Here is a 24,757-nt window from a genome sequence, read left to right as displayed (position 1 = left end):
TCCGGCGTAGCTCAGCGGTAGAGCAGTTGACTGTTAATCAATTGGTCGTAGGTTCGATCCCTACCGCCGGAGCCAATCTTCCAAAATCTTCACGACTATAAAAACACCCTGCCTCAGGCCGTGCGTCATAACTCAGGGCAGATGATAAACGGTTTCAAAGGTTCATCCTCAAATTTTTTCATTCCATTCAACTCAAAGTTGAGGGATAAGTTCCCAATTACATTTGCATTGAAGGACTTAGTCTGGGCCCAAGTTATTAGCAGGCTCAGGTGAACTTGAGATAAATTGAAAGAAGATTTTATGCCGGTCACGCTTGTCCCAAAGCCAAACCAGGCAGATCAGAAACGCCACTGGCAAGTCGCGAAACGGACATACGAGCATAAGGAAATATCATGAAGCAGGTGAACTGTTTGATCATAGGTGCTGGCTTTGGCGGCATTGGTATGGGCTACCAGCTCAGACAAGCGGGAATCGACAGCTTCGCAATACTCGACAAGGCCACTGAATTTGGGGGCACTTGGCAGCATAACACCTATCCCGGTGCGGAATGCGATGTGCCCTCGCATTTGTATTCTTACTCTTTCAGCAAAACGCCGGACTGGAGCCGAAAATGGTCGGGACAGAAAGAGATTCTGGATTACATCCGGGATTGTGCGGAAACATTCGGAGTGATCGCGCATTTACGCCTTGGCTGCGCCGTCACTTCAGCAAGCTTCGATCCGACAAGTGAAATGTGGACTGTGACGACCAAGGGCAATGGAGATGAAACCTATCTCTGCCGCCACGTGGTTTGCTCGGTTGGTCAGTTGCACTTTCCCAACCGTATTGGGATACCGGGGATGAAACTCTTCGGGGGAACCATATTCCATTCTGCCGAATGGCGCCATGATATCGACCTGAAGGACAAATCAGTTGCCGTGATTGGAAATGCAGCCAGCGCGCTGCAGTTCATCCCAGAGATCGCCAAACAGGCAGACATTCTGACAGTTTATCAACGCACGGCAAATTGGGTCATGCCCAAAGGCAACAAGACCTATGGCGAGAGCTTCAAGTCGCTGATGCGTTCGATGCCTTTCCTTCAAAAACTTTATCGTTTCCGCCTTTGGGCCGAGAATGAATTCAAGATCTTTCCAGTCATGAAAGGATCGAAACTGCACGAGATGCTGATGCAGAACATACTGAACCGGCATCTGGAAAAGACGATATCGGACCCAAAACTGCGCGAGGCGCTTCGGCCCAAATACCCGCCCGGCGCGCGTCGCCTTTTGGTCTCGGACAGCTACTATCAGACCCTGAACCAGGATAAGGTTGATCTGGTAACGGAGGGGATCGACTGTTTCACCAAAGATGGGATCAAGACCACAGACGGTACCGAACGCAACCATGATGTGGTCATTCTTGGCACCGGGTTCCAATCCAACCCCTTCCTGCAAGCTATTGATATCAAGGGACGTGATGGTATCTTGTTGCGCGATGTTTGGGATAAGGGTGGTGCGCGGGCCTATCTTGGTATTTCGGTTCCCAAATTCCCCAATCTGCACATTATTTACGGACCAAACACAAACCTTGGCCACACGACGGTCCTGGCCATGATCGAAGCGCAAATCGGTTTTGTCATCCAACTTATCAAGGCGGCCGATCACGGCACGATCGAAGTAAAACCTGAGGCGGCATTGCGTTTCGATGACGAGATGCAACAGCGTCTTGCCAAAAGTCAGTGGGCGCGGATCAAGCGCAGCTATTACAAAGATGGCGAGCGGATAACCACCAACTGGCCAGGCAGTTCGTTCGAGTATTTCAGGCGCACGAGGAAACCCAAACTGGCAGATTTCAGGCGTGGAACTTCAGAAGGCTGAGGGGCTATAGATCTACGTTCGCCGCGAAGTCAGAAAACCCGGCAAACCATCTCGCTTGTGTCTGCCAGACCAGTGATCTTGCGCTAGGTACTCAGCACATCTTTGAAGTCTTCCCGCAGGTTGCGTTTCAGGATCTTGCCAGTCGCGTTCAGTGGCAGCGCGTCCACAAAGACTACCCTGTCCGGGATCTGCCACTTGGCGATCTTACCACCAAAAAACGCCAGCAATTCTTCTTCGCTTGGGTTTGCCCCCTCGGCTTTCACCGCCACAAGAACGGGCCGTTCGTCCCATTTCGGATGCGGCACACCCACAACGGCTGCGCCTGCCAGCTTTGGATGTGCCACCGCGATATTTTCGAGCTCGACCGAACTGATCCATTCACCGCCGGATTTGATGATGTCCTTTGAGCGATCTCGGATCGTCATATACCCGTCCGGGTCCAGTGTCGCCACGTCGCCAGTGGCAAACCAACCGTCTTGCAGCAGACCCTGATCCTGCATCATGAAATAGCTGTCCAATACCCAGTATCCGCGCACCATCAGGTCTCCCTGTGTTTCACCGTCGCGCGGAAGCTCATTGCCCAGATCATCAACGATTTTCAATTCGACCCCATAACAAGGACGGCCCTGACTTTCCCGAAGCCCATACTGCTCTTCTTTGGGCAGTTTTCCATGTTTCGCCAAGGGCTGGTTCGCGGTTCCCAGCGGGCTCATCTCGCTCATCCCCCAGGCGTGGACTGTATCAACACCGTAGGTTTCGCGGAACGTCTCGATCATCGACGGCGGACATGCGGCCCCACCAATAACTGTGCGCTCAAGACTGGACAGTTGACTGCCAGACTTCTTGGCAGAGGCCAGCAGACCCTGCCAGATCGTCGGCACACCCATGGCCAGTGTCACCCCATAGTTGTCAATCAAATTGACCAATGCCTCGCCATGCAAATCTGGTCCCGGTAATACCATCCGAGACCCCGACATCGCGCAAGCGTACGGCGATCCCCAAGCGTTCACATGGAACATCGGTACAACTGGCAGTACCACATCCATCGCCGAATACCCGATCACGTCACGCGTGTTGGACCCAAAACTGTGCAAAACTGTCGAGCGATGGGAATAGAGCACCCCCTTGGGGTTTCCGGTTGTGCCCGAGGTGTAACAAAGGCTTGAGGCTGTGTTTTCGTCCAGTCTGGGCCATTGATAGCCGGAATCACCGGTTTCGATCAGCTCATCATAGAACTGCACCCCTGGAACCTGCACGATTGCGTCATCATTCCGCGGACCCATAAACACGAAATGCTGCACCTCTGTCAGGTGGTCCTTCAAAGCGGCGACAAGCGGGATGAATGTGGCGTCGAAAAACAGAACCCGGTCCTGCGCATGATTGATGATATAGGTCAGCTGCTCTGGAAACAGCCTGGGGTTTACGGTGTGGCACACGAATCCAGCACCCGAAGTGCCATAGTAAATTTCCAGATGGCGGCGGTTGTTCCATGCCAATGTCGCTATCCGAGCGTGCGGTTCCAGCCCAAGACCTAACAGTGCAGAACCCAATTTTCGCGCGTTTTCGGCGACTTGCGACCAGTTTGTTTCAGTTAAACTGCCGTCAGTTTCGACAGAATAAATCTCGGTTTGGCCATGATAGCGATCGGCATGCTCGATCAGTGACGAGATCAGCAACGGTTGCGTCATCATTTGTCCCAGCATGGACATCCTCCCTGTGTCGGGGCCGCTTTTTGCAGCACCTTCTTGTTTGCCACGCATCTTTGACTGTTGGCGCGGTCAAAAGAAATCCTGCCAAGCATTTAATTGTCTGACAATAGAAGAATGCGTCATGCAAGGGCTGCAAAGCTGGCTTTTATTCGGTTTCCCGGTGCAACATGGCATAGGCAACAAGGGCGGCGGTTGACCCGTCTTTGGTCTCGGTACCTTCTGCACCGTCCACGATTGGCCCCAGTGAAGTCGCCAGTTCCTTGCCCAGTTCAACGCCCCACTGGTCAAAAGAGTTGATCCCCAACAGGACCCCTTCGACGAATACGCGATGCTCGTACAGGGCGATGATCTGCCCCAGAACAAAAGGCGTTAGCTTGGGGTACATCAGCGTGGTCGAGGGACGATTGCCAGCAAACACCCGATGTCGGGCCTGACGTTCGCGCTCTTCACCCGTCAACCCTTTGTCGGCCATGCGCTGCCGCGCCTCGTCCAGCGATCGGCCGCGCATCAGCGCCTCGGACTGGGCCAGACAGTTGGCCAGCAGCAGACGGTGATGGTGGGTCAGCTCGGGTTCATGTCCCTCGGCAGCGACCATGAATTCGCAAGGGATAACGTCTGTGCCCTGATGGATCAGCTGATAAAACGCATGCTGACCATTGGTACCAGGCTCACCCCAGACCACCGGACCCGAAGGAATGGTCAGCGCACTGCCGTCCATGGCAACGGATTTGCCATTCGACTCCATCTCGAGCTGCTGAAAATATGCGGGCAAGCGCAGGAGACGCTGATCGTATGGCAGCACGGCCCGGCTGGCATATCCCAGAACCTGCCGATGCCAGACACCGGTCAAAGCCAACATCACCGGCATATTCTCGGACCAATCGGCGGCGCGAAAATGCACGTCCATTGCCTGTCCACCGCGCAAAAACGCGTCAAAGGCCGTCGAGCCTACGGCAATCATCACCGGCAGGCCCACAGGCCCCCAAACCGAATAACGCCCGCCGACCCAATCGGCGAAACCAAACACGCGCTGTTCGGGAATGCCAAAGGCCTGAGTCTTGTCCAAAGCGCTGGAAACCGCAGCAAACTGTCGGGCCGGCTCCCCACCGCCATCGACCATCCAGGCGCGCGCGGTGCGGGCATTGGTCATGGTTTCAATGGTCGTGAACGTCTTGGACGCGACAATCACAAGTGTCCGCGTCGGATCCAGCTGCCGTAGAACATCGGCAATATGTGCCCCGTCTACATTCGAGACATAGTGCAGCCGCGGCCCGTCGTGATACGGAGCCAGCGCATGCGTAGCCATAACCGGTCCCAGATCAGACCCACCAATTCCGATATTTACCACATCGGTAAAGCTGCCCCCTGCCCCGGACACGGCACCCCCTCGGACCTCTTCGGCAAAGACACGCATCCGCTGCAGCGTATCCAGAACGCCAGGCATGACATCCAGACCATCCACGTCGACCGGACCGCCATCCAGATTCCGCAATGCCGTATGCAGAACCGAGCGTTCTTCGGTTTCATTGATCTTGGCACCCGCAAACATCGCGTCGCGCCTGTCGGCAAGCCCCGCCTCGTCGCATAGGCGGATCAGGGCTGCGCGAATATCTGCGTCAATCTGCGTCTTTGAATAGTCAAACAGCATATCGCCCGTTGAGGTCGAGAAAACCTGTGCCCGATCCACGTCTTGTTCGAACAAGTCCAAAATGGAATGACCGCCATCTGACGCAAATGCCTTGAGAGTATCCAGGTTCATAACTCTACTCCGCCCAATGGACCGTCATGCCGCCCAACACAGCAGCAATCGGCGCCTCTTTGGGATGCAGGGACATGGCCCGGTCCAGCGCCTTGCGTTTGGTTTCCCCAAAAATCACCAGATGCTTAGACAATGCGCCGTCCAAGACCGGAGCCGTTAATGTAATCCGCGCCTCGGGCTGAACTTCGGGTCGGGCCACGGCCAAAGGTGGCGCATGCCCGTCCAATGCGGCGGCCAACCCGTCCATCCCCGGAAACAGCGAGGCGGTGTGCATATCTTCGCCCATACCCAGCATGAGAACCGAAAGAGGCAGCACAGGCGCAATCAAGCTTTCAATTTCGGGCAGCACCGATTCCGGATCTTTGCCATCCAGATACAGCGGCACATATTGCGCGACCGAGGCGCGATTGGTCAGCAAACGCTCTTGGATCAGCCGCGCATTTGCGCGATCGCTGTCGCTGGGCACGCACCGTTCATCCGTTGGCAGAATTTGGACCCGATCCCAATCCAAATCAGCGGCGCACAATCCGTCAAAGACCGGCCCGGGTGTGGTACCGCCCGGCACAGCAAAAGAGACCAGATCGTGATGCAGCAGCGCCGCCTCAAGATCTCCGGCGATAGCATTGGCCACGTCGATGGCTAGCATATCCCGGTCGGCGTATTCCTGAATTTTCATGGGTTTATCCCTTGCCAACGGCGACCGTCCCGTTTCATCAGCAGCTCGGCGTCGCCCGGCCCAGTGCTGCCGCTCTCATAAGGTTTCGGCACGTCGCCACGCGCCTGCCATCCTGCGATGATCGGGTCTGTCCAGGCCCAGGCGGCCTCGACCTCATCACCGCGCATGAACAGCGTCTGATTGCCTCGGATCACATCCATCACCAGACGTTCATAGGCGTCTGGCGGGTCCTGGTTCTCGGCGCCCAGGGCCTCGGCAAAGCTCATGTCCAAGGGCACGTCGACCAAACGCATGCCGCCTTGCCCGGGCTCTTTGATCGTCACTTTCAGCGTGATGCCCTCATTTGGCTGCAGGCGGATCGACAGCGCATTCGCATGACGCCCGGCATCCGCTCCAAAGATCGAGTGCGGCGCGTCTTTGAACATCACATTGATCACCGAAGACCGGGCCACAAGGCGCTTGCCCGTGCGCAAGTAGAACGGTGTTCCCGCCCATCGCCAGTTGCTGATATGCGCCCGCAGCGCCACATAGCTTTCCGTGGTCGAGCGCGGATTTCCAACGGCTTTGCGGTAACTTGAACTTTCGCCCTCAAACTGCCCCCGCACGATATGATGCGGCTTTACCGGGTCCAGAGCGCGAATGACCTTGAGCTTTTCATCACGCACCGCATCCGGGTCGAACTTGGCCGGAGGTTCCATGGCGATCAGGCACAAAAGCTGCATCAGGTGGTTCTGCATCATGTCGCGCATTGCGCCTGCGCGCTCGTAATACTCTTCACGGCCGTTAATTCCGACGGATTCGGCTACGGTGATCTGGATATGGTCGACATACTGGCTGTTCCAAAGTGGTTCGAACAACATGTTGCCGAACCGAACAGCCATCAGGTTTTGGACGGTTTCTTTGCCCAGATAGTGGTCGATTCGATAGATTTGACTTTCCCTGAAATGCGCGGCCAGCGTGGCATTCAAAGCTCGCGCACTTTCCAGATCATGGCCAAAGGGTTTTTCAACCACGATCCTCGTCTGCGGGGTAGTCAGATCATAAGCCTCGATCCGTTCCGCCAGAGGGCCAAACAACCGCGGCCCCACCGAAAAATAGAACGCCCGAACCCGATCCGGCTGAAGTTTCTGCGCAAGCTCGGCCCAGCCATGATCCGCAACAGCATCCAATGTCACATAATCAACCCGCTGCAAAAACGCGTTCAGTGCAGCGGTGTCCTGACTGTGTCGTCCGGCATGTGACTCAAGCGAGTTGCGGACCAAATTGCGGAACTTGTCACGGTCGTAATCCGTTCGGGCCGCCCCGATTACTTGCGCGCCTTCAGCCCACTGGCCAGCACAAAACCGGCGAAACAGAGCGGGCAGGATTTTACCCTGCGCCAGATCGCCGGTTCCGCCAAAAATGACCAGATCAAAGGGGTCTACAGGTATGACGCGAGAAACCATGTGTTTTCCTTACCTTGCCCTATGCTCAATGTCCAATGTTAGCGCAACCATTTTTGCGGATTTCCGCGACATCAATTCTCTGTCAGTTCACCCATGTCTCACTTTGCGAAACGGTCTGAAACCTCTAATTCAAGGTGACAACAGAAAAGAACCGGAAACCGGAATGAAAGACAACGCCCCTCAGATCGTCAATATCGGCAAGTTTCAAAACAAATTGGTGACAGCGGATGGCCAGACTCGTGCCTCGGTGGCGTTGACCAACCCCGAGACGCTCTGGTTCAATACCGGGACTTTGTGCAACATCGAATGTGTGAACTGCTATATCGAAAGCAGCCCGACCAATGATGCGTTGGTCTATATCTCGGCGGATGAAGTGCGCGACTATCTGGACCAGATCGAAGACAGAAACTGGCCCGTGCGTGAGATTGGCTTTACCGGTGGTGAGCCGTTCATGAACCCCGACATGATCGAGATGGCGCGCGCTGCGCTGGAACGCGGCTATGAGGTGTTGATCCTGACCAACGCCATGCGGCCAATGATGCGCCAGAAGATGCGCGAGGGATTGACTGAACTTCAGCGCGACTACGCTGGGAAACTGACGCTGCGGGTATCGCTCGACCATTATCGTGCCGACCTGCACGATAAGGAACGTGGCAAAGGCAGTTTTGACAAAACCGTGGAAGGTATGAAGTGGCTACGCGATGGCGGATTCCGGATGGCTGTTGCCGGCAGAACCGTATGGGGCGAGGACGATGAAAAAAGCCGTCAGGGATATGCTACGTTATTCAACCACCACGGGTTTGGCATCGACGCGCATGACCCTGCGCGAACGGTCCTTTTCCCGGAAATGGACGAGACCGTGGAAGTGCCGGAAATCACCACCGCCTGCTGGGGTATCCTGAACAAATCTCCTGCATCCGTGATGTGTGCCAGCGCCCGGATGGTGGTCAAACGCAAACGCGCTGAAAAACCGGCTGTTCTGGCCTGCACGCTGCTGCCTTATGAGCCGGAATTCGAGATGGGCCATACGCTGGCCGAGGCGGAAGCGGACGTGCATCTGAACCATCCGCATTGCGCCAAATTCTGCGTCCTGGGCGGGGCCAGCTGTTCGGGGTGATCAGTTCAGTTCCGGCGATTTCCAGAACTTTGAGCCCGACGCGCCCGCTGCCACGCGCCACCCTTTCTTGGACAGTTCAAAAAAAGACCGGCCATCGGTGAAGCGCACGGTTTCCGTCGTGTTTTCATCGCCGTACATGGCGCGGGTTTCGGCCGTCGCGTCATAGCCCTGGGTGATGAACTTATCCAGATCAGCAGGGGTTTCGAACATGATCACAAACTTGGATTCAAAGCCGCCGATGCCGATCGCGCCACCCACGCCGCCTGTTCCCATGTTCATATATGTGTGCTGGCCGGTGTCCTTTGACACCGCCACACCCCGCCCATACCCAGCCGAGACTGGAAACACCGTAACCTTGCGCGAGTCGAACACGGCATAGCCGGCACAGACCTCGTACAGCGCATGCGCTTCGTGATTTTCGGCCAGCAACTGATCCAGAATCTGCGTGGCCAATGTGTCCAGCTTGGCGCGCGTCTCTTCCGGAGTGGCCTCATTGCTTAGCAATTCGGTGGTCGAGTCGACCGTACCCTCAACAGCTTTCGCGCCTTTATCGATTGTCTCGCCAACGGTTTCGGCCCCTTGCCCTACAACGTCAGCCGCGTTTGACGCGCCTTTTTTGATCTTGTCCAAAACTCCCTCAGCGGCGACTGGCCCACCAAGCAAAACGGCGGCGACAAACAGCAACATTCTGGGCATGCGGCATTTCCTTAGCTGATCAATGGTTTGGACACGACCCTAGCCTAAGAAAATCAAATGGAACACGCCCTTTCGTTACACAGCCAATAATCTGTCAGGGCGGCTAATTCACCCGAAACTCGCCAACTTGATTGCGCCACTCTCCGGGCGCGATCATCTTACGGTGGGTGAATTTTACGGAATGTAAGGGGCCTTCGATCTCTCGCTGCCAGAAATCAATGAACTCGAACAGTTTCGGATGATCCGGCGCCAGATCGTATTCCTGCCAGATGAAGGTGTTTAGAACATGGATATAGTCGGGCATGTGGTAGAATAATTCCGCCGTTGTCAGCCCATATCCTTTAAGCATCAATTCCGTTTCGCTGCGCTCCATTTCGACCTCAATATTAATTGCAAGGTCCCCCTATTGTATCACGAAAACACCCTAATCCTTAGTTAACAATATGTTACCGTGATGTTACCGGAGTTTCTCACTTGCAAAATGGTTGCTTGCTTGCACCTTATGTGCCGGGTCTGATAAGGTGTATCCACAAGATATAGAGTCTGCATACAGAACGGGCAGTTTACGTGAGCGATACGCCAGAAGTTCCTGAAAATATGGATGAAAACCCACCAGAACGCCCCGTTTACGGTGGCCCGACGGTCTCCATCGAATCCGAAATGCGCACGTCCTATCTGGACTATGCGATGTCGGTCATTGTTAGCCGTGCGATTCCTGATCTGCGCGATGGGTTGAAACCGGTACATCGGCGCATCCTTTACGCGATGCACGAGACCGGAAACACCCATGACAAATCCTATCGCAAATCGGCCCGTCCGGTCGGCGACGTAATGGGTAAATACCACCCACACGGCGACAGCGCGATCTATGACGCGTTGGTGCGGATGGCTCAGGATTTCTCGATGTCGCTGCCGCTGCTGGACGGTCAGGGCAACTTTGGCTCGATGGACGGCGACAACCCGGCGGCCATGCGCTATACCGAAGTGCGGATGGACAAGCCCGCCGCCTCTCTGCTGGCGGATATCGAGAAAGACACCGTCGATTTTCAGGACAACTATGACGGCAAAGACAGAGAGCCGACAGTCCTGCCCGCACGGTTCCCGAACATGCTGGTCAACGGCGCTGGCGGCATTGCCGTGGGCATGGCGACCAATATCCCGCCGCACAATCTTGGTGAGGTGGTCGACGCCACCCTCGCCCTGATCGACGATCCCGATCTGACGTCCGAGCAGCTGATCGAGTATGTTCCAGGCCCCGACTTCCCGACCGGCGGCGTAATGCTGGGCCGGTCCGGCGCGCGTAAAGCCTATCTGGAAGGTCGCGGCAGCGTCATAATCCGCTCGAAGACCCGCGTCGAAGAGATCCGTAAAGACCGCTATGCCATCGTGGTTGATGAGATTCCCTATCAGGTGAACAAGGCTTCGATGATCGAAAAGATCGCCGAGGCCGTGCGTGAGAAGAGGATTGAAGGCGTCAGCCACGTTCAGGACGAATCCGACCGTAACGGCGTACGCGTGGTGGTCGAACTCAAACGTGATGCCACGCCCGAAGTTGTTTTGAACCAGCTTTTCCGTTTCTCGCCGATGCAGACCTCGTTTGGCTGCAACATGCTGGCGCTGAATGGTGGCCGGCCCGAGCAGTTGACCCTGCGCCGGTTCCTGACCTCCTTCATTGACTTCCGCGAGGACGTCGTCGCCCGTCGCACCGCCTACGACCTGCGCAAGGCCCGCGAACGCAGTCACATCCTGTGCGGTCTGGCCGTGGCTGTGTCGAACGTGGATGAGGTTGTCGCCACAATCCGGTCATCCGCTGACGCGGCGCAAGCGCGAGAAAAGCTGATGACCCGTCGCTGGCCCGCGGCTGAGATCGAAAGCTATCTGCGCCTGATCGACGACCCTCTGTCCAAGATGAACGACGACGGCACCTATAACCTGACCGAAGTTCAGGCCCGCGCGATCCTCGACCTGCGTCTGCAGAGATTGACCCAGATCGGTGTCAAAGAGGTTACAGACGAACTGGAAGAACTGGCGGGTAAGATCCAGGAATACCTGGATATTCTGTCCTCGCGAGAGCGCATCATGTCGATTATCGGGGATGAGCTGCGCAGCGTGCGTGAACAGTTTGCCGTGCCCCGTCGCACCGAGATCGTCGATTGGTCCGGCGACATGGAAGACGAGGACTTGATCGAGCGTGAGGATATGGTCGTGACCGTCACGTCGGGCGGCTACATCAAGCGTACTCCGCTGGCCGATTTCCGGGCGCAAAAACGTGGTGGCAAGGGCCTGTCGGGAATGCAGACCAAGGAAGAGGACGTCGTTACCAACCTCTTCGTGGCGAACACGCATACACAGTTGTTGTTCTTCACCACTGACGGGATGGTCTACAAGCTCAAAACCTGGCGTCTGCCGCAATCCGGGCGCACTGGCAAGGGCAAGGCCATTGTCAACATCCTGCCGATTCCAACCGGGGTTTCGATCGCGGCGATCATGCCCGTGGATGTGCCGGACGAAGAATGGGAAAACCTGCAGATCATCTTTGCCACTAGCGCAGGCGATGTGCGCCGGAACCGACTGTCGGATTTCACCAATGTCCGCCGCAACGGCAAGATTGCGATGAAATTGCCCGAAGGCATCGAACTGGTGAATGCACGCATCTGCTCTGAAGACGAAGATGTGATGCTGGTCACCAATTCGGGCCGCGCAATCCGGTTCCGCACCACTGATGTGCGCGTGTTCAACTCACGCGAATCCACCGGTGTTCGGGGTATAAGGCTGAGCGGTGGCGACCGTGTCGTCTCGATGTCGGTGATCCGCCACTTTGAAGCTGATCCGGATGAACGCGCCGCCTATCTCAAGATGCGCCGCGCAATGGCAGGCATCGCCGATGACGGTGAGACGGATGAGGATGAAGCAACCCCCGACACCATCACGCAGGAACGCTATGCCGAAATGTCCGCTGCCGAAAACATGATCCTGACGATCACCACGGGCGGTGCAGGCAAGCTGAGCTCCAGCCACGACTACCCGGTCCGCGGACGCGGCGGCATGGGTGTTGCGGCGATGGACAAGGCAATGCGCGGCGGAGCACTTGTGGCCTCGTTCCCGGTCGATATCGAAGATCAGATCATGCTGGCCACGTCCAAAGGTCAGTCGATCCGGGTCCCGATCGAAGGCATCTCGTTCCGCTCGCGGTCAGCAGGTGGCGTGAAGGTGTTCAACACCGGCAAAGGCGAAGAGGTTGTCAGCGTCGCCTGGATCGCCGATCAGGGTGACGAGGAAACCGAAGAAGAGTAAACACCATACTGGTGGGAACAGGGCGCCGCTCCATCGGGGTGGCGCCCTTTTTTATGCGCGCACCAGATCATCCACGAGCCAAAGACGGTCCTGCCCCCAAATGCTTTGTCCTGCAATGTGGAAACTGGGAACACCCCACAGGCCGGTCTCTTGCAGTCTTGCCTGATTGGCTTCAACCCGGTCGCTCCAGCCATGTGTGCCCAGGCAAGCGCGTGCCTCGTCCCAGTTCAACCCGGCTGCTGCAACGATACGCGCCAGGCCGTGATCCGTCTCTGGATCAACTCCTTCCGACCACACAGATCGCATGAAGACCGAGCAGAATGCAGCCATCTTCCCCTGGGATTCGGCATGATCCAGCAGGGAATATCCACGCTCCACACCCGCGCCCAACGGATCACAGATACGCCCGAACGGAATGCCCAACCTACGCGCCTCACGCGCGCAATCGCGTAGGATATAGCCCGATTTGACCGTGGGAACTGGCAGTCCACGCATCAGCATCGGCAGGACTGGCCGCAGGATCAGACGGGCGCTGTGACGGTTGGCAAGGGACTGAACACGGTCAAAGGCCAAGTAGGAATACGGGCTGCGGAACGAGAAAAAGAACTCCAGCTCTTTGCCGGCTGCGTTGCTGATTTCCGGTGAGGGATTTGGCGGAGCTATGATCGGTGGCGCGCTTTTGCCAAGCCCGGCCCCCTGCAATCTTTCTTCTAGGTAATGCAGCCGATCCAGACCCCAATACCATTCCCCGCCATAGTAGAACGTTCCGCCAAGATAGTGCCCCAAGGCTGCCAACGCACTGTCACCGGCATGCAGAGCCTTTGATGGGTCGATGGCCGTGCCCAATGGCAGATCACTGCCAGACAACAGAGCCCTGTTGACCCTATCCAGTTGGGCGGCAAAGTCCGACGCATCAAGGCAGGCCGCCAACAGACCATTGGCTTGCGCCTGCGCTTCAGCGCTGCACTTCAGTGGCACCTCCAACCCAAGTTTTGTCGCCAGCCGCGACGCGTCAGCAATCGCATTCTGCCGATGGGCGTCTGCGTCGGGAATAGCTTCCGATGGCGGCCCCGAGATCAGATGCGGGCGCAGCTTGACCCGGTAGCGGTCCTGAAACAGCGAAAGTATCTGCGCGGTCAGATGAGAAAAGGGATCAGCAACATCGTGGAAATAGTGCACCTCATGACCGGTGCCACGCACCCTGCGGCGAACCTCATGCGCCTGCCGTCGTGCAGTCAGAACCGCTTGGCTTGTGATGATCTGAGCAAGCCGGGATTTTACTTTGCGGTCAAGGGACAAGGGGCTCTCCGAGTGAGTGCTTTGCCTGCCACTTTAGCCGTGACCGCGTAAAAGACCACGCGCTTACACGGCAATGTGAGCAGGCATATCTAGACCCCGTAAAGCGCCCCGAACTTCGCCTCGAGATAGTCCAGCAGAGGCTCCGGCCCAGGTTCCATGCCACTGGCGCGTTGGATGATGTCGCGGGGGGCGTAAAGGCCGCCATGGCGTTGGAGGTTTTCGCGCAGCCAACCGGTGGCGCCCGACGTGTCACCCTCGGCCAGTTGAGTATCCAGATCGGGCAGCGCGGATCGCAGAGCCTGGTTCAGGCATCCGGCATAGACATTGCCCAGCGAGTAGGTCGGGAAATACCCGAACAGACCGACGGACCAATGGACATCCTGCAGACACCCGTTCGAGGGCTTATCAACCGCATAGCCGAAATCCGCCTTGAACCGGTCATTCCATGCGCCCTCAAGGTCGCTGACCTGCAGATCACCGCTCATCAACTCGCGCTCAAGGTCAAAGCGCAGCATGATGTGCAGGTTGTACTGCACCTCATCCGCCTCGGTGCGGATATATCCATTATGGACCCGGTTGACCGTGGCATAGAACGCATCGGCATCGGCGACGCCGAAATTGCCAAAAGCCTCGACCATCTGGCCAAACAGCCAGCCAGTATAGGCGCGTGATCGACCCAGTTGGTTTTCGTAAATCCGGCTCTGGCTTTCATGCACGCCCATCGACACGCCCTGCCCCAGCGGGGTCAAAAGGTAGGCTGGGTCGATGCCCTGTTCATAGGCGGCGTGGCCGACCTCGTGAATGGTTGAATAGAAACAGTTGAACGGATCGGTCTCGCTGGTGCGCGTGGTGATCCGCACGTCCAATCCGCTGCCCGAGCTGAACGGGTGAACGGCCTTGTCGACCCGGCCAGTGTTCAGGTCGTAACCGAATCCGGTGGCCAGCTTCTGTGACAGGCGCATCTGGGTCGCTGAGTCAAACGTCCCAGTCAGGGCGGCCGGTCCGGGCTGATCCAGTACGGCTGCTCGCAATGCCACCAGACGCGGACGCATCTGGTCAAAGATCGCAGCGATCTGAGTGCCGGTCGTATAGGGCTCGTAATCTTCGACCATGGCGTCATAGACATCGCCGCCCTGTGCCAGGGCCTGACCTTCCTGACGTTTGAGCGCCACAACCTCTTCCAGTACGGGCAAAAAGGCCGCCACATCCTCATCGGCGCGCGCCTGTGCCCATGTGCCCTGCGCGGCTGAGGTAACGCGTGCGATGGTCTTGGCCAAATCGGCGGGCACTTTCACGGTCCGCTCATAGGACCGGCGTATCTCGCGCAGTTGCGCGCGGGCGACATCGTCCTGCGGGTCGGCCTGCTCCAGCCACTCTGCCACACGCGGATCAGACCGTCGGGCATGCAAAACAGCTTCGATCGCGGCCATTTCTTCTGCGCGCTGCGGTGCTGCGCCGCGGGGCATCACTGTTTCCTGATCCCATCCCAGACGCCCGGCAATCTGACCAAGTGCCGAGGTTTCACGTTGGAAGGCCATCAGTTCATCATAGGCAGTCATCTGGGTCAGGCTCCGCGGATCGAAGTTGCGATGGGATAGGCTGTCAGGAAGCGCGCACGCAGGGTCAGAGTCCACACGATCACGGCCATGAACTGGTGGAAAATGGCGATCTGCCAGGGGGCCGCGTAGATCACGGTCATGATCCCAACAACCACCTGCAGCGACAAGGCTGCGAACATCGTGTTGAAGGCAAAGCGCGTTTGCGGATGCGCACTGGAATTGCCACGACGCCAGACAACGATGGCAAAGATGAACAGCAGATAACCCGCGCAACGATGGATGAACTGCACAAGCCCGGGGCTTTCGAAAAAGTTCCGCCACATCGGTTCCAGTATCGCCGCGTCCGGCGGGAAAATCTGCCCGCCGATCAATGGCCAGTCGGTATAAGACCGCCCAGCGTCGATACCTGCGACAAGTGCACCGATGAGGATCTGCAGGAATGCGAAATGCATCAGGCCGGTAGACAGGGAAAACAGTTTGGCCTCTTTCGCGCGGCGGGCTTGCATCAGGTCACGCTCATCCCGGCCAAGTTCGAACATATACCAGGCGAGGAAACCCAAGATCACAAAGGCCAGACCCAGATGGATCGCCAGGCGATAGCTGGCAACGGCGATCATCCCCTCGCCCTGCGTCACGCCTGACGCAACCATCCACCAGCCAACCGCTCCCTGAATCCCACCCAAAGCACCGGGGATCATCAGCTTGCCGGTCCAGCCCGTTGGTATCTTGCGGGCAATAAGGAACCCGAAAAATCCAAGTGCCCATACCAGCCCGATCACACGGCCCAACTGCCGGTGGCCCCATTCCCACCAATAGATGGACTTGAAATCCGCAAGCTCCATCCACTGGTTCTGGATGCGCCACTGGTCGATTTGCTTGTACTTGTCGAACTCGGCCTGCCAGTCGGTTTCGGTCATCGGCGGGACAGCCCCGGTGAGCGGGCGCCATTCGGTGATCGACAGCCCGCTATCGGTCAGGCGGGTCAGCCCACCCACCGCAATCATCACAACCACAAGCGCAAACAGGATCATCAGCCAGGCCCGGATAGCCTTACGCGCACCACCGCGGCCCCGGTCAATCATACCAGGTTGAACCGCTTGTTGTTTTTCAGAGTCTGAGACCTCTTCGAAGATGCTGCGCTTGCCGCTCATGCGTTCCTCATGTGTCTTGAATTTCGTTGCAAGCTAGGACCACCATGGGACGAGGTCCAGCCTTACCCTTTGTCTTTCCAACGGACCATCTGACGCATGACCCCGTGCAACATCTGCACATCCGCCCGCGTCATCCGCATCCGTGACCACAGATTGCGCAGATTGGTCTTCATGCTTTCGGCTTTTTCAGGCGGGTAAAAGAACCCCGCCTCTTCCAGCCGGTCTTCATAATGTTCGACCAGCTTTTCGACCTCGATGCCTGTGGCCCAGTCGCCTTTGCCCAGATCGGTTGCCTCATGCACGACGTCGCCTGTCTGGCGCATCCACTCATAGGCGGTCAGCAACACGCATTGTCCAAGGTTCAATGAGGCATATTCCGGATTCACCGGGACCGAGATGATGGCATTGGCCTTGGCGATATCCTCATTCTCAAGCCCTGCCCGTTCCGGGCCGAACAGCACGGCGACTTTTTCGCCCGCAGCGACCTTTTCGGCCGCGATCTGCATAGCGCGTTCGGGGCTGAAGACCGGCTTGGTCAACCCGCGCTGGCGGGCCGTAGTAGCAAAGACATAGGTACTGTCAGACAGCGCGCCAGCCAGATCGTCAAACAGCTGCGCCTCATCCAGCAGACGGCCCGCCCCACTGGACATGGCCACCGCCTTGGGGTTTGGCCAGCCATCACGTGGGGCCACGATCCGCATCCGGTCCAGCCCGAAATTCCACATCGCCCGCGCGGCGGCACCGATATTTTCACCCATCTGCGGGCGCACGAGCACAAATGAGGGCTGGGATTTGTCGCTGGGCATGGTTGTCTCCGAAAACTGCGCCTGCTGTAATCGTCGCGCCAACGCAGGGCAAGCCATTGGCGGCGCCAATTCTGCCTGAAACAGGCATAAAAGTTTGCTTCCGGCCCGCAATCCGCTAAACCGCGCAAAAGACTTAAAGCTAAGGACGCGCCGATGGACACCCCCGAGCAGCCGCAGATTTACCTGATCACCCCGCCGACCATCACGTTGAGCACGTTCCCCGACCAACTGGCCCGCGTTCTGGACAGCACCGAAATCGCCTGCATCCGTCTGGCCCTTGCGGGAAATGACGAGGATACGATTGCCCGTGCCGCTGATGCCTGCCGCGAGGTGGCACATACGCGGGACGTGGCGCTGGTGATTTCCAACCACGTCCTGTTGGCGCAGCGTCTGGGTCTGGATGGGGTGCATCTGGATGATGGCGCGCGCTCGGTCCGGTATGTGCGTAAGGAATTGGGTGCCGATGCCATTGTCGGCTGCTTCTGCGGCACCTCCAGCCATGACGGCATGTCGGCTGGTGAGGCCGGGGCGGATTATGTGGCCTTTGGCCCGGTTGGTACGTCCTCTTTGGGTGACGGAACCGTGGCCGAGCTCGATCTGTTCCAGTGGTGGTCCGAGATGATCGAAGTGCCGGTTGTGGCAGAAGGCGGCCTGACCCCCGAATTGATCCGTGACCTCAGCCCCTGCACCGATTTCTTTGGCATCGGGGATGAAATCTGGCCACAGGAAGACCCGGCCGCCGCACTGAAAACTTTGATCTCCGCCATGGGCTGAACTGGGTGTGAGCGTTAACCCTTGCACCCACGCCGGGGCTGCGGCATGACGTCGACATGACTCAGAACAGCGAAATTCTTTGTATCGGTTCTGTCCTGTGGGACGTGATCGGACGTTCTGCCAGCGCCATGCGGCAGGGGTCGGATGTTCCCGGCAGGATCACCCGCCTGCCCGGAGGCGTGGCAATGAACATTGCCATGACGCTGGTGCGGTTTGGCATGACGCCCACCCTGTTGACCGCCATTGGCCGCGATCCCGAAGGGGACGAGTTGGTCAACGCTTGCGCCCGACTGGGGATGGTAACCGATCACATCTATCGCTCGCAGGACCTGCCGACCGACCGATATATGGCTGTCGAGGGCGCCAATGGGCTGATTGCCGCGATAGCGGACGCTCATTCACTTGAGGCCGCTGGGGCAAAAATTCTGAAACCCCTGATGCAAGGCCCATTAGGCACAGAGACCATGCCATTTGATGGTCCTGTTGCTTTGGATGGCAACCTGACGCTGTCGCTTTTGGAAGAAATCGCGCAAAGCCCAGCCTTCGCCGGGGCCGACCTGCGCGTGGCACCGGCCTCACCCGGCAAGGCCGATCGCCTGCTGCCTTTCCTCAAGCATGCCCGCGCGACGCTTTATGTGAACCTCGAAGAGGCTGGCATCCTGTGCCAGCGCGAATTCGCGGATTCGGCGAGCGCCGCCAAGGGGCTACTGGATCGCGGCGCGCTGCGCGTGCTTGTGACCGATGGCGGCAGTTCAGCAACCGTTGCCAGCGCCGAGGAAATCTTGACCCAAAAACCCCCATCCGTTCTGGTCACCCGTGTGACCGGCGCGGGTGATACATTCATGGCGGCGCATATCGCATCCGAGGCCACCGGTGCCCCAAGCGATGAGGCCCTGTCACGTGCCCTGCATGCCGCCGCAACTTACGTTTCCGGAGAAACCCCACTGTGATCAACATTCAATATTCTGCCGAGGTCCGCGCCGCCAAAGACGCAGGCCAACCTATCGTTGCGCTGGAAAGCACGATCATCACCCACGGTATGCCCTACCCGCAGAACATCGAGGTTGCGGCACAGGTTGAACAAGACATCCGAGAGGCGGGCGCTGTGCCAGCCACCATGGCGGTGATCAATGGTACGCTTCACGTCGGTCTGGAAGCCGAAGAGTTGAAAGCGCTGGGCCAAGCGCATGGGGTCGCCAAACTGTCCCGTGCCGATATGGCAGCCTGCATGGCAACCGGTGGCACCGGTGCAACAACGGTCGCCGCAACCATGATCGCCGCCCATCACGCCGGGATCGACGTTTTCGCCACCGGCGGTATTGGAGGCGTCCACCAAGGGGCTGAAACCTCGTTCGATATCTCTGCTGACCTGCACGAATTGGCCCATACCGCGGTCACGGTTGTTGCCGCAGGCGCCAAAGCCATCCTCGATCTGGCCAAGACGCTTGAGGTTCTGGAAACACTGGGCGTTCCGGTCATTGCCTATGGCCAGGACGAATTTCCGGCCTTCTGGTCGGCAAAATCCCCGCTGGCAGCCCCTCTGCGCATGGACAGTGCGGAAGACATCGCGCACGCACATGCGACCAGACGCGCGCTTGGCCTGCCCGGCGGCCAACTTGTCGCCAATCCGATCCCGGAGGCCGATCAGATCCCATCCGAGGAACTGGCCCCGATCATCGCCTCGGCACAGGCGGATGCAGATGTGCATCGGATCAGCGGTAAAGGGGTCACACCCTACCTGTTGCAACGGATTTATGAGCAGACCGAAGGTCGTTCTCTGAGCGCCAATATCGCATTGGTCCGCAACAATGCCCGTCTGGCAGCCGGGATCGCCCGCGCCCTGTCCGCCAAGGCGGATTAACATATAGCTATTGTACCAAGGCCAAGGACTGCTTAACTAAATTTGCAAGCCACTCAGGACCGTAATGAACACTCCTTTTGACGAAGAACCCAACCGACAGCCCGGCCTGTTCTCACGGCTGCGCGCGTCCTTTCTGACGGGCATCGTCGTTATTGCGCCGGTGTGGTTGACGATCTGGCTGATCTGGTCTGTTGTCGGCTGGATCGACAGTGCGGTTCTGCCGCTGGTTCCCCACCAATTCCAGCCTGAACAATATGTTGGCATCAACCTGCGCGGTGTAGGTGTCATCTTTTTTCTGGTGTTCACCGTCGTGGTTGGCTGGGTTGCCAAGGGCATCCTGGGCCGATCCTTTATCTCGTTCACCGAAAGCCTGGTGAATAGGATGCCAGTCATCCGGTCCATCTATTCAGGCATCAAGCAGATTTCCGAGACCGTCTTTGCCCAGACTGAACGGTCATTTGAAAAAGCCTGTCTGGTTCAATATCCGCGCCGTGGCATCTGGGCCATCGGGTTCGTCTCGACCACCGCCAAGGGAGAAGTCAACGAACGCGCAGAAGCGGGTGGCGATCTGTACAGCGTGTTCATTCCGACGACACCCAACCCGACATCGGGGTTCCTGCTGTTCTTTCCGATAGAGGACGTCATCCTTTTGGACATGTCGATCGAAGATGCCGCCAAACTGGTGATTTCGGCCGGTCTTGTTTACCCGAACGACAAAGACCCGACCCAGCCACCAGAATGACTATCCAAACATTTCCGGCAGATTGACCGTGCTGCGTGCACCCAAATCGGCCTTGTGATCTGTCAAAAACTGATCAGCTGCATTGCGGCCAGCTTCTTTGAGCTTATGCAGGACCACAGGGTTGGGCACTGTCTTGGTCGCGACCGAGAGGTCATTCATCAACGCGTCATCGGCAATCATGTGAACCAGAACGCGGCTCATTTCGCCCGCTTTCAGCTTGCCATCCTCCAGCAAGCGCTGAACGAAGCTTATGGCCCTCAGTTCCCGAAACAGCGATGAGTTAAAGCCGATCTCATTGATCCGGTTCTGGATTTGCTGCGGCGTCTTGGGGATTTCTTCCCGTTCCAGGGGGTTGATGTTCACGATCACCACGTCCTCGGGCAGATCGGAATTGAACAAGGGATACAGAGCTGGATTACCGGTATACCCGCCATCCCAGTAAGCCTCGGTCCGGCCCGATTTTGGATCGAATATCTCGACCGCCTGAAACAGGGTTGGCAAACAGGCGGACGCAAGGATGGCCTCAGTCGACAGCTCGTCCCCTGTGAACACCCGTATCTTTCCGCTGCGCACGCAGGTCGCGCAGACATACAGACGCGGACCTTCGGCAGCGCATATTTCATCGAAATCAAAGCGCTCAACCACGGGCTGCAAGGGATTACGGTAGAACGGCCCATAGGCATAAGGCGAAACCAATCGCGACCAGGCGTCGCCTACAGCAAACGGCAGCGAATTTTCGATGGACTGTGCGATATGTGAGGGCTCAAACGCACGCATCCAGTTGGTCAGGTTCGTATCGTCGACAGCCCCCATACGGGCCCAGAGCGCATCCAGATTGGCGCGCGCACCCTCCCGGCCGCCCCGTACCATGCCAGACTTATAGGCCGCACCGTTCAGTGCGCCTGCCGATGTTCCCGTGATCGCCGCGACTTCGATATCATCTTCGTCCAGCAGACGATCCAGCACACCCCAAGTGAACGCGCCGTGCGCGCCGCCGCCCTGCAAAGCCAGATTGATACGTATCACTGCCCTACTCCCCCAGGCTCAGAGCGCGGTCCACCCGCCATCAACTGAAATCGTCGTGCCGGTGATCTGCGCCGCCGCATCCGAGCACAGAAAGATCGTCGTACCGCCCAGTTGTTCGACCGTAGCGAATTCTTTCGAAGGTTGCCGCTTTAGCAGGACATTCTTCACGACATCCTCACGGCTCATATCGTATTCTTTCATCGTATTGGGTATCTGCTCTTCGACCAGCGGCGTCAGCACATATCCCGGGCAAATCGCATTACAGGTAATCGGCTCTTGTGCGGTCTCGAGGGCTACGGTTTTGGTCATGCCGACAACACCGTGCTTGGCCGCGATATAGGCGGCTTTGAAAGGCGATGCCGTCAACCCATGGGCCGATGCAATATTCACCACCCGTCCCCAGCCCGCCTTGCGCATCATCGGCAACGCGGCGGCAGTGGTGTGAAAGGCCGAGTTCATGTTGATCGCAATGATCGCGTCCCATTTGTCGGTTGGAAACTGATCAATCGGCGCCACATGCTGAATGCCGGCATTGTTGACCAGGATATCGCAGGCTCCAGCCTTCTCGATCAGCGCCCGACACTCGTCACCCTTGGACATGTCCGCTTTGATATAGCGCGCGTTGGTTCCGGTTTCCTGCCCGATCTCTGCGGCCAGAGCATGATCTTCGTCGCGGTCAGTAAACGAATTCAGCACCACATCTGCCCCGGCCTTGGCCAGCTCGCGGGCGATGCCCAGCCCGATGCCCGAATTCGATCCTGTGATGATTGCTGTTTTGCCCGAAAGACTCATGGGTGCTCTCCGTCAGATTCCGTGTTGACGGCACAGTGCCATGCTGCACCTGCAAAGAAAACGGGGAAAGATTGGCCGCGCTGTATCAGCGAAAATCGCACAAAAAAAACGCCCGCACGAAGCGGGCGTTAAGTTATTGAGGCAGGTTTCATACAGGCAAGAAACCTATCGAGCAGTACGCCCTTTATAAGCAATTCCACGCCTTCGTCCAAGCTAAAAGTTTGATAATATGAAAAATCATGGCTACGGTGAATCCCAACAAAATAAGGCCAGAGCAGGATTGTTTCCAAAATGAGCCCCGATTTTCTTCGCCCCGTTCGCCCTATGATCGCGGGAATCGTTAGTGTTTTTGCCGTTGCAGCAGCCCATGCAGAATCGACCCATGGCATAGCTATGTATGGCGACCCTGCCCTACCACCGGATTTTGTGTCGCTACCCTATGTCAACGCTGATGCACCCAAAGGCGGCAAAGTCGTATTTGGAAATACCGGCGGCTATAACAGTCTTAACCCGTTTGTGCAAAAAGGCACGTCACCCTGGCAGTTGCGATTTTGGACCCATGAAAGCCTGATGGGGCGTTCCTGGGACGAACCTTTCACTCTTTACGGGTTGTTAGCCGAATCAGTTGAGACGGCTCCAGACCGATCCTGGGTCGAATTTACCCTGCGAGAGAATGCCCGATTCTCGGATGGATCACCGGTCTCTGTCGAGGATGTCATCTGGTCATATGAGACTTTGGGAACCGAAGGGCATCTGAGATATCGCGGCCTTTGGGGAAAGATCGACAGTATCGAACAAACCGGACCGCGTTCCGTCCGCATCACGTTTAACGACCCCGACCGCGAGCTTGCGCTGATCGCCGGGATGCGTCCGATCCTTCAGAAGGCACAGTGGGAGGGTAAAGACTTTGCCGACGCGCCGCTGCAAGACATCCCTCTGGGGTCTGGACCGTATGTCATCGACGGGTACGAAGCCGGACGGTATGTGAACCTGCGTCGCAATCCGGATTACTGGGGCGCTGACATTCCGTTTCGGCGCGGCACCATGAATCTGGATGAGATGCGGATCGAGTTCTACGGGGATGGCACAGTCGCATTCGAAGCCTTCAAAGCAGGCGAGCTCTCAGCCGTGCGCGAGTTTAACGCCGATAAGTGGAACAACCAGTATGACTTCCCCGCGGTACAGCGCGGCGATGTGGTGAAAACCGAAATCCCGCATCGCAAGCCTTCGGGCATGACCGGATTTGTCATGAATACGCGCAAGCCACCCTTCGATGATTGGCGCGTGCGCGAGGCTCTGACTCTGGCTTTCAATTTCGAATTCATCAACGACACCGTCACCGGAAGCGCGCAACCGCGGATAACCTCGTATTTCTCGGGCTCGGATCTGGCGATGCAGCCCGGTACTGCCACCGGTCAGGTGGCTGAGCTGCTGCAGCCATACGCCGATACACTGTTGCCCGGTACGCTGGAAGGTTACGAGCTGCCGGTAGGTGACGGTTCGGAACGCAACAGGGCCAATCTGCGCAAGGCAACCAAGCTGCTGCAAGAGGCTGGCTGGACAGTTCAGGACGGCGTGTTGCGAAACGCAGATGGCGAAGCGTTCATCGTTGACATGGTCATCAGCCAGGGCAGCCTCAACGTTGTCCAGAATGTCGGAACGATCGCCGAAATCTATGCGCGTACGCTTGAACGGCTTGGCATCGAGCTTACAGTCGAAAAAATCGACGACGCACAATACACCTCTCGGATGGATGCGCATGATTTTGACATGACCCCATTTCGCCGGGCTCTTTCCCTGTCGCCGGGTAACGAACAACGCCTGTATTGGGGCAGTGAAAATGCTGACACGGCAGGAACACGTAACCTGATGGGGGTTCAGTCGCCAGCAGTGGACGGTTTGATCGATACGATGCTGGCCTCTGAAAGCCACGAAGATTTCGTGTCTGCGACCCGCGCGCTGGATCGCGTTCTAACCGCTGGCCGGTATGTCATCCCGATCTGGAGCTTTGACGTCGGCCGGATTGCACATGCGCGTGAGCTGAAACAGCCGGAAACCCTGCCCATTTACGGTGACGGGCCGGAATACATGCCGCAGGTCTGGTGGTACGAGGAATAGCGCCTTAAAAGAGGCGGCCCCGTCCTTTCCTAATTGCTAACTGTCCGTGCCAATCTCGTTGCAGAGGATCGCAACCG

At 57.5% G+C, this 24,757-nt stretch carries 20 protein-coding genes and 1 tRNA gene; 9 read left to right on the top strand and 12 right to left on the bottom strand.

All coding sequences use genetic code 11. The features are described from left to right. Together AC2FH9_RS09895 and AC2FH9_RS09890 are read left to right on the top strand one after the other, a co-directional pair. Positions 1-75: transfer RNA gene (locus tag AC2FH9_RS09895), tRNA-Asn, on the top strand. 317 nt (positions 76-392) lie between these two features. Then, a complete protein-coding gene (locus AC2FH9_RS09890; RefSeq protein ID WP_496871371.1) occupies positions 393-1,856 on the top strand; it encodes a flavin-containing monooxygenase in 1,464 nt (487 codons plus the stop codon). An 83-nt stretch (positions 1,857-1,939) separates the two neighbouring features. Here the strand turns inward: AC2FH9_RS09890 and AC2FH9_RS09885 are convergent, their stop codons facing one another. From AC2FH9_RS09885 to zwf, 4 genes are all read right to left on the bottom strand, one after another. Then, the gene (locus AC2FH9_RS09885; protein ID WP_496691177.1) at positions 1,940-3,559 is read right to left on the bottom strand and encodes a long-chain-fatty-acid--CoA ligase; all 1,620 of its coding nucleotides are present in this window, start codon (positions 3,557-3,559) and stop codon (positions 1,940-1,942) included. A gap of 151 nt (positions 3,560-3,710) precedes the next feature. Further along, on the bottom strand, positions 3,711-5,324 hold the full coding sequence (gene pgi / locus AC2FH9_RS09880) for a glucose-6-phosphate isomerase (RefSeq protein ID WP_496871369.1): 1,614 nt from the start codon (positions 5,322-5,324) through the stop codon (positions 3,711-3,713). A 4-nt stretch (positions 5,325-5,328) separates the two neighbouring features. Next, complete coding sequence (gene pgl / locus AC2FH9_RS09875; RefSeq protein ID WP_496871367.1) at positions 5,329-6,000, bottom strand: 6-phosphogluconolactonase; 672 nt, start codon at positions 5,998-6,000, stop codon at positions 5,329-5,331. After that, positions 5,997-7,445 (bottom strand): glucose-6-phosphate dehydrogenase, encoded by a 1,449-nt coding sequence (gene zwf / locus AC2FH9_RS09870; RefSeq protein WP_142633574.1) that lies wholly within the window; start codon positions 7,443-7,445, stop codon positions 5,997-5,999. The genes pgl and zwf overlap by 4 nt, the downstream gene beginning before the upstream one ends. A 163-nt stretch (positions 7,446-7,608) precedes the next feature. On the opposite strand from zwf, the gene AC2FH9_RS09865 reads away from it, so the two are divergent. Next, positions 7,609-8,562 (top strand): radical SAM protein, encoded by a 954-nt coding sequence (locus tag AC2FH9_RS09865; RefSeq protein ID WP_496871365.1) that lies wholly within the window; start codon positions 7,609-7,611, stop codon positions 8,560-8,562. Here AC2FH9_RS09865 and AC2FH9_RS09860 read toward each other — a convergent pair whose 3' ends face one another. After that, positions 8,563-9,258 carry a lipid-binding SYLF domain-containing protein gene (locus tag AC2FH9_RS09860; protein ID WP_496871363.1) on the bottom strand — a complete coding sequence of 232 codons (696 nt, stop codon included), beginning with the start codon at positions 9,256-9,258 and terminating at the stop codon, positions 8,563-8,565. 103 nt (positions 9,259-9,361) lie between these two features. Continuing rightward, positions 9,362-9,631 carry an usg protein gene (locus AC2FH9_RS09855; protein ID WP_142633572.1) on the bottom strand — a complete coding sequence of 90 codons (270 nt, stop codon included), beginning with the start codon at positions 9,629-9,631 and terminating at the stop codon, positions 9,362-9,364. A 224-nt stretch (positions 9,632-9,855) separates the two neighbouring features. Here AC2FH9_RS09855 and gyrA point away from each other — a divergent pair, with 224 nt between their 5' ends. Beyond that, complete coding sequence (gene gyrA / locus AC2FH9_RS09850) at positions 9,856-12,552, top strand: DNA gyrase subunit A (RefSeq protein ID WP_496871383.1); 2,697 nt, start codon at positions 9,856-9,858, stop codon at positions 12,550-12,552. A gap of 51 nt (positions 12,553-12,603) precedes the next feature. Here the strand turns inward: gyrA and AC2FH9_RS09845 are convergent, their stop codons facing one another. The 4 genes from AC2FH9_RS09845 to AC2FH9_RS09830 all read right to left on the bottom strand — a co-directional run bounded on the left by AC2FH9_RS09845 (position 12,604) and on the right by AC2FH9_RS09830 (position 17,367). Next, positions 12,604-13,851, bottom strand: a complete 1,248-nt coding sequence (locus tag AC2FH9_RS09845) for a DsbA family protein (protein ID WP_496695588.1) — start codon at positions 13,849-13,851, stop codon at positions 12,604-12,606. Between the two features lie 89 nt (positions 13,852-13,940). After that, the gene (locus tag AC2FH9_RS09840) at positions 13,941-15,410 is read right to left on the bottom strand and encodes a carboxypeptidase M32 (protein ID WP_496871361.1); all 1,470 of its coding nucleotides are present in this window, start codon (positions 15,408-15,410) and stop codon (positions 13,941-13,943) included. 5 nt (positions 15,411-15,415) lie between these two features. After that, positions 15,416-16,561, bottom strand: a complete 1,146-nt coding sequence (gene ctaA, locus AC2FH9_RS09835) for a heme A synthase (RefSeq protein WP_496691170.1) — start codon at positions 16,559-16,561, stop codon at positions 15,416-15,418. Positions 16,562-16,623: 62 nt separating this feature from the next. Then, positions 16,624-17,367 (bottom strand): RNA methyltransferase, encoded by a 744-nt coding sequence (locus tag AC2FH9_RS09830; RefSeq protein ID WP_281972025.1) that lies wholly within the window; start codon positions 17,365-17,367, stop codon positions 16,624-16,626. 153 nt (positions 17,368-17,520) lie between these two features. Here AC2FH9_RS09830 and AC2FH9_RS09825 point away from each other — a divergent pair, with 153 nt between their 5' ends. The 4 genes from AC2FH9_RS09825 (at position 17,521) to AC2FH9_RS09810 (ending at position 20,744) form a co-directional block, all read left to right on the top strand. Further along, a complete protein-coding gene (locus AC2FH9_RS09825; RefSeq protein WP_496871359.1) occupies positions 17,521-18,141 on the top strand; it encodes a thiamine phosphate synthase in 621 nt (206 codons plus the stop codon). 56 nt (positions 18,142-18,197) lie between these two features. Continuing rightward, positions 18,198-19,091: a PfkB family carbohydrate kinase gene (locus AC2FH9_RS09820; protein WP_281972023.1), complete on the top strand. Its 894-nt coding sequence runs from the start codon at positions 18,198-18,200 to the stop codon at positions 19,089-19,091. Further along, a complete protein-coding gene (locus AC2FH9_RS09815) occupies positions 19,088-20,002 on the top strand; it encodes a pseudouridine-5'-phosphate glycosidase (protein WP_496871357.1) in 915 nt (304 codons plus the stop codon). The genes AC2FH9_RS09820 and AC2FH9_RS09815 overlap by 4 nt, the downstream gene beginning before the upstream one ends. A gap of 64 nt (positions 20,003-20,066) precedes the next feature. Continuing rightward, on the top strand, positions 20,067-20,744 hold the full coding sequence (locus AC2FH9_RS09810) for a DUF502 domain-containing protein (protein ID WP_142633557.1): 678 nt from the start codon (positions 20,067-20,069) through the stop codon (positions 20,742-20,744). On the opposite strand, the gene AC2FH9_RS09805 is transcribed toward AC2FH9_RS09810, so the two are convergent. Further along, positions 20,745-21,770: a patatin-like phospholipase family protein gene (locus AC2FH9_RS09805; protein ID WP_496871355.1), complete on the bottom strand. Its 1,026-nt coding sequence runs from the start codon at positions 21,768-21,770 to the stop codon at positions 20,745-20,747. Between the two features lie 18 nt (positions 21,771-21,788). Beyond that, positions 21,789-22,562: a 3-hydroxybutyrate dehydrogenase gene (locus tag AC2FH9_RS09800; RefSeq protein ID WP_142633555.1), complete on the bottom strand. Its 774-nt coding sequence runs from the start codon at positions 22,560-22,562 to the stop codon at positions 21,789-21,791. Positions 22,563-22,853: 291 nt separating this feature from the next. On the opposite strand from AC2FH9_RS09800, the gene AC2FH9_RS09795 reads away from it, so the two are divergent. After that, positions 22,854-24,680 carry an extracellular solute-binding protein gene (locus tag AC2FH9_RS09795; protein WP_496871354.1) on the top strand — a complete coding sequence of 609 codons (1,827 nt, stop codon included), beginning with the start codon at positions 22,854-22,856 and terminating at the stop codon, positions 24,678-24,680. Positions 24,681-24,757 lie beyond the last annotated feature (77 nt).

The sequence above is a fragment of the Ruegeria sp. CDSC081 genome (assembly GCF_059610485.1).
Note: the sequence above shows the minus strand (reverse complement) of the source record. Positions and strands in the feature narration are given on the sequence as shown.

What these genes read in the sequence shown, in the direction of transcription:
- AC2FH9_RS09890 (WP_496871371.1), top strand. Translation starts at nt 393, where the DNA reads ATGAAGCAGGTGAACTGTTTGATCATAGGTGCTGGCTTTGGCGGCATT.
- AC2FH9_RS09885 (WP_496691177.1), bottom strand. Translation starts at nt 3,559, where the DNA reads ATGCTGGGACAAATGATGACGCAACCGTTGCTGATCTCGTCACTGATC.
- pgi (WP_496871369.1), bottom strand. Translation starts at nt 5,324, where the DNA reads ATGAACCTGGATACTCTCAAGGCATTTGCGTCAGATGGCGGTCATTCC.
- pgl (WP_496871367.1), bottom strand. Translation starts at nt 6,000, where the DNA reads ATGAAAATTCAGGAATACGCCGACCGGGATATGCTAGCCATCGACGTG.
- zwf (WP_142633574.1), bottom strand. Translation starts at nt 7,445, where the DNA reads ATGGTTTCTCGCGTCATACCTGTAGACCCCTTTGATCTGGTCATTTTT.
- AC2FH9_RS09865 (WP_496871365.1), top strand. Translation starts at nt 7,609, where the DNA reads ATGAAAGACAACGCCCCTCAGATCGTCAATATCGGCAAGTTTCAAAAC.
- AC2FH9_RS09860 (WP_496871363.1), bottom strand. Translation starts at nt 9,258, where the DNA reads ATGCCCAGAATGTTGCTGTTTGTCGCCGCCGTTTTGCTTGGTGGGCCA.
- AC2FH9_RS09855 (WP_142633572.1), bottom strand. Translation starts at nt 9,631, where the DNA reads ATGGAGCGCAGCGAAACGGAATTGATGCTTAAAGGATATGGGCTGACA.
- gyrA (WP_496871383.1), top strand. Translation starts at nt 9,856, where the DNA reads ATGGATGAAAACCCACCAGAACGCCCCGTTTACGGTGGCCCGACGGTC.
- AC2FH9_RS09840 (WP_496871361.1), bottom strand. Translation starts at nt 15,410, where the DNA reads ATGACTGCCTATGATGAACTGATGGCCTTCCAACGTGAAACCTCGGCA.
- ctaA (WP_496691170.1), bottom strand. Translation starts at nt 16,561, where the DNA reads ATGAGCGGCAAGCGCAGCATCTTCGAAGAGGTCTCAGACTCTGAAAAA.
- AC2FH9_RS09830 (WP_281972025.1), bottom strand. Translation starts at nt 17,367, where the DNA reads ATGCCCAGCGACAAATCCCAGCCCTCATTTGTGCTCGTGCGCCCGCAG.
- AC2FH9_RS09825 (WP_496871359.1), top strand. Translation starts at nt 17,521, where the DNA reads ATGGACACCCCCGAGCAGCCGCAGATTTACCTGATCACCCCGCCGACC.
- AC2FH9_RS09820 (WP_281972023.1), top strand. Translation starts at nt 18,198, where the DNA reads ATGACTCAGAACAGCGAAATTCTTTGTATCGGTTCTGTCCTGTGGGAC.
- AC2FH9_RS09810 (WP_142633557.1), top strand. Translation starts at nt 20,067, where the DNA reads ATGAACACTCCTTTTGACGAAGAACCCAACCGACAGCCCGGCCTGTTC.
- AC2FH9_RS09800 (WP_142633555.1), bottom strand. Translation starts at nt 22,562, where the DNA reads ATGAGTCTTTCGGGCAAAACAGCAATCATCACAGGATCGAATTCGGGC.
- AC2FH9_RS09795 (WP_496871354.1), top strand. Translation starts at nt 22,854, where the DNA reads ATGAGCCCCGATTTTCTTCGCCCCGTTCGCCCTATGATCGCGGGAATC.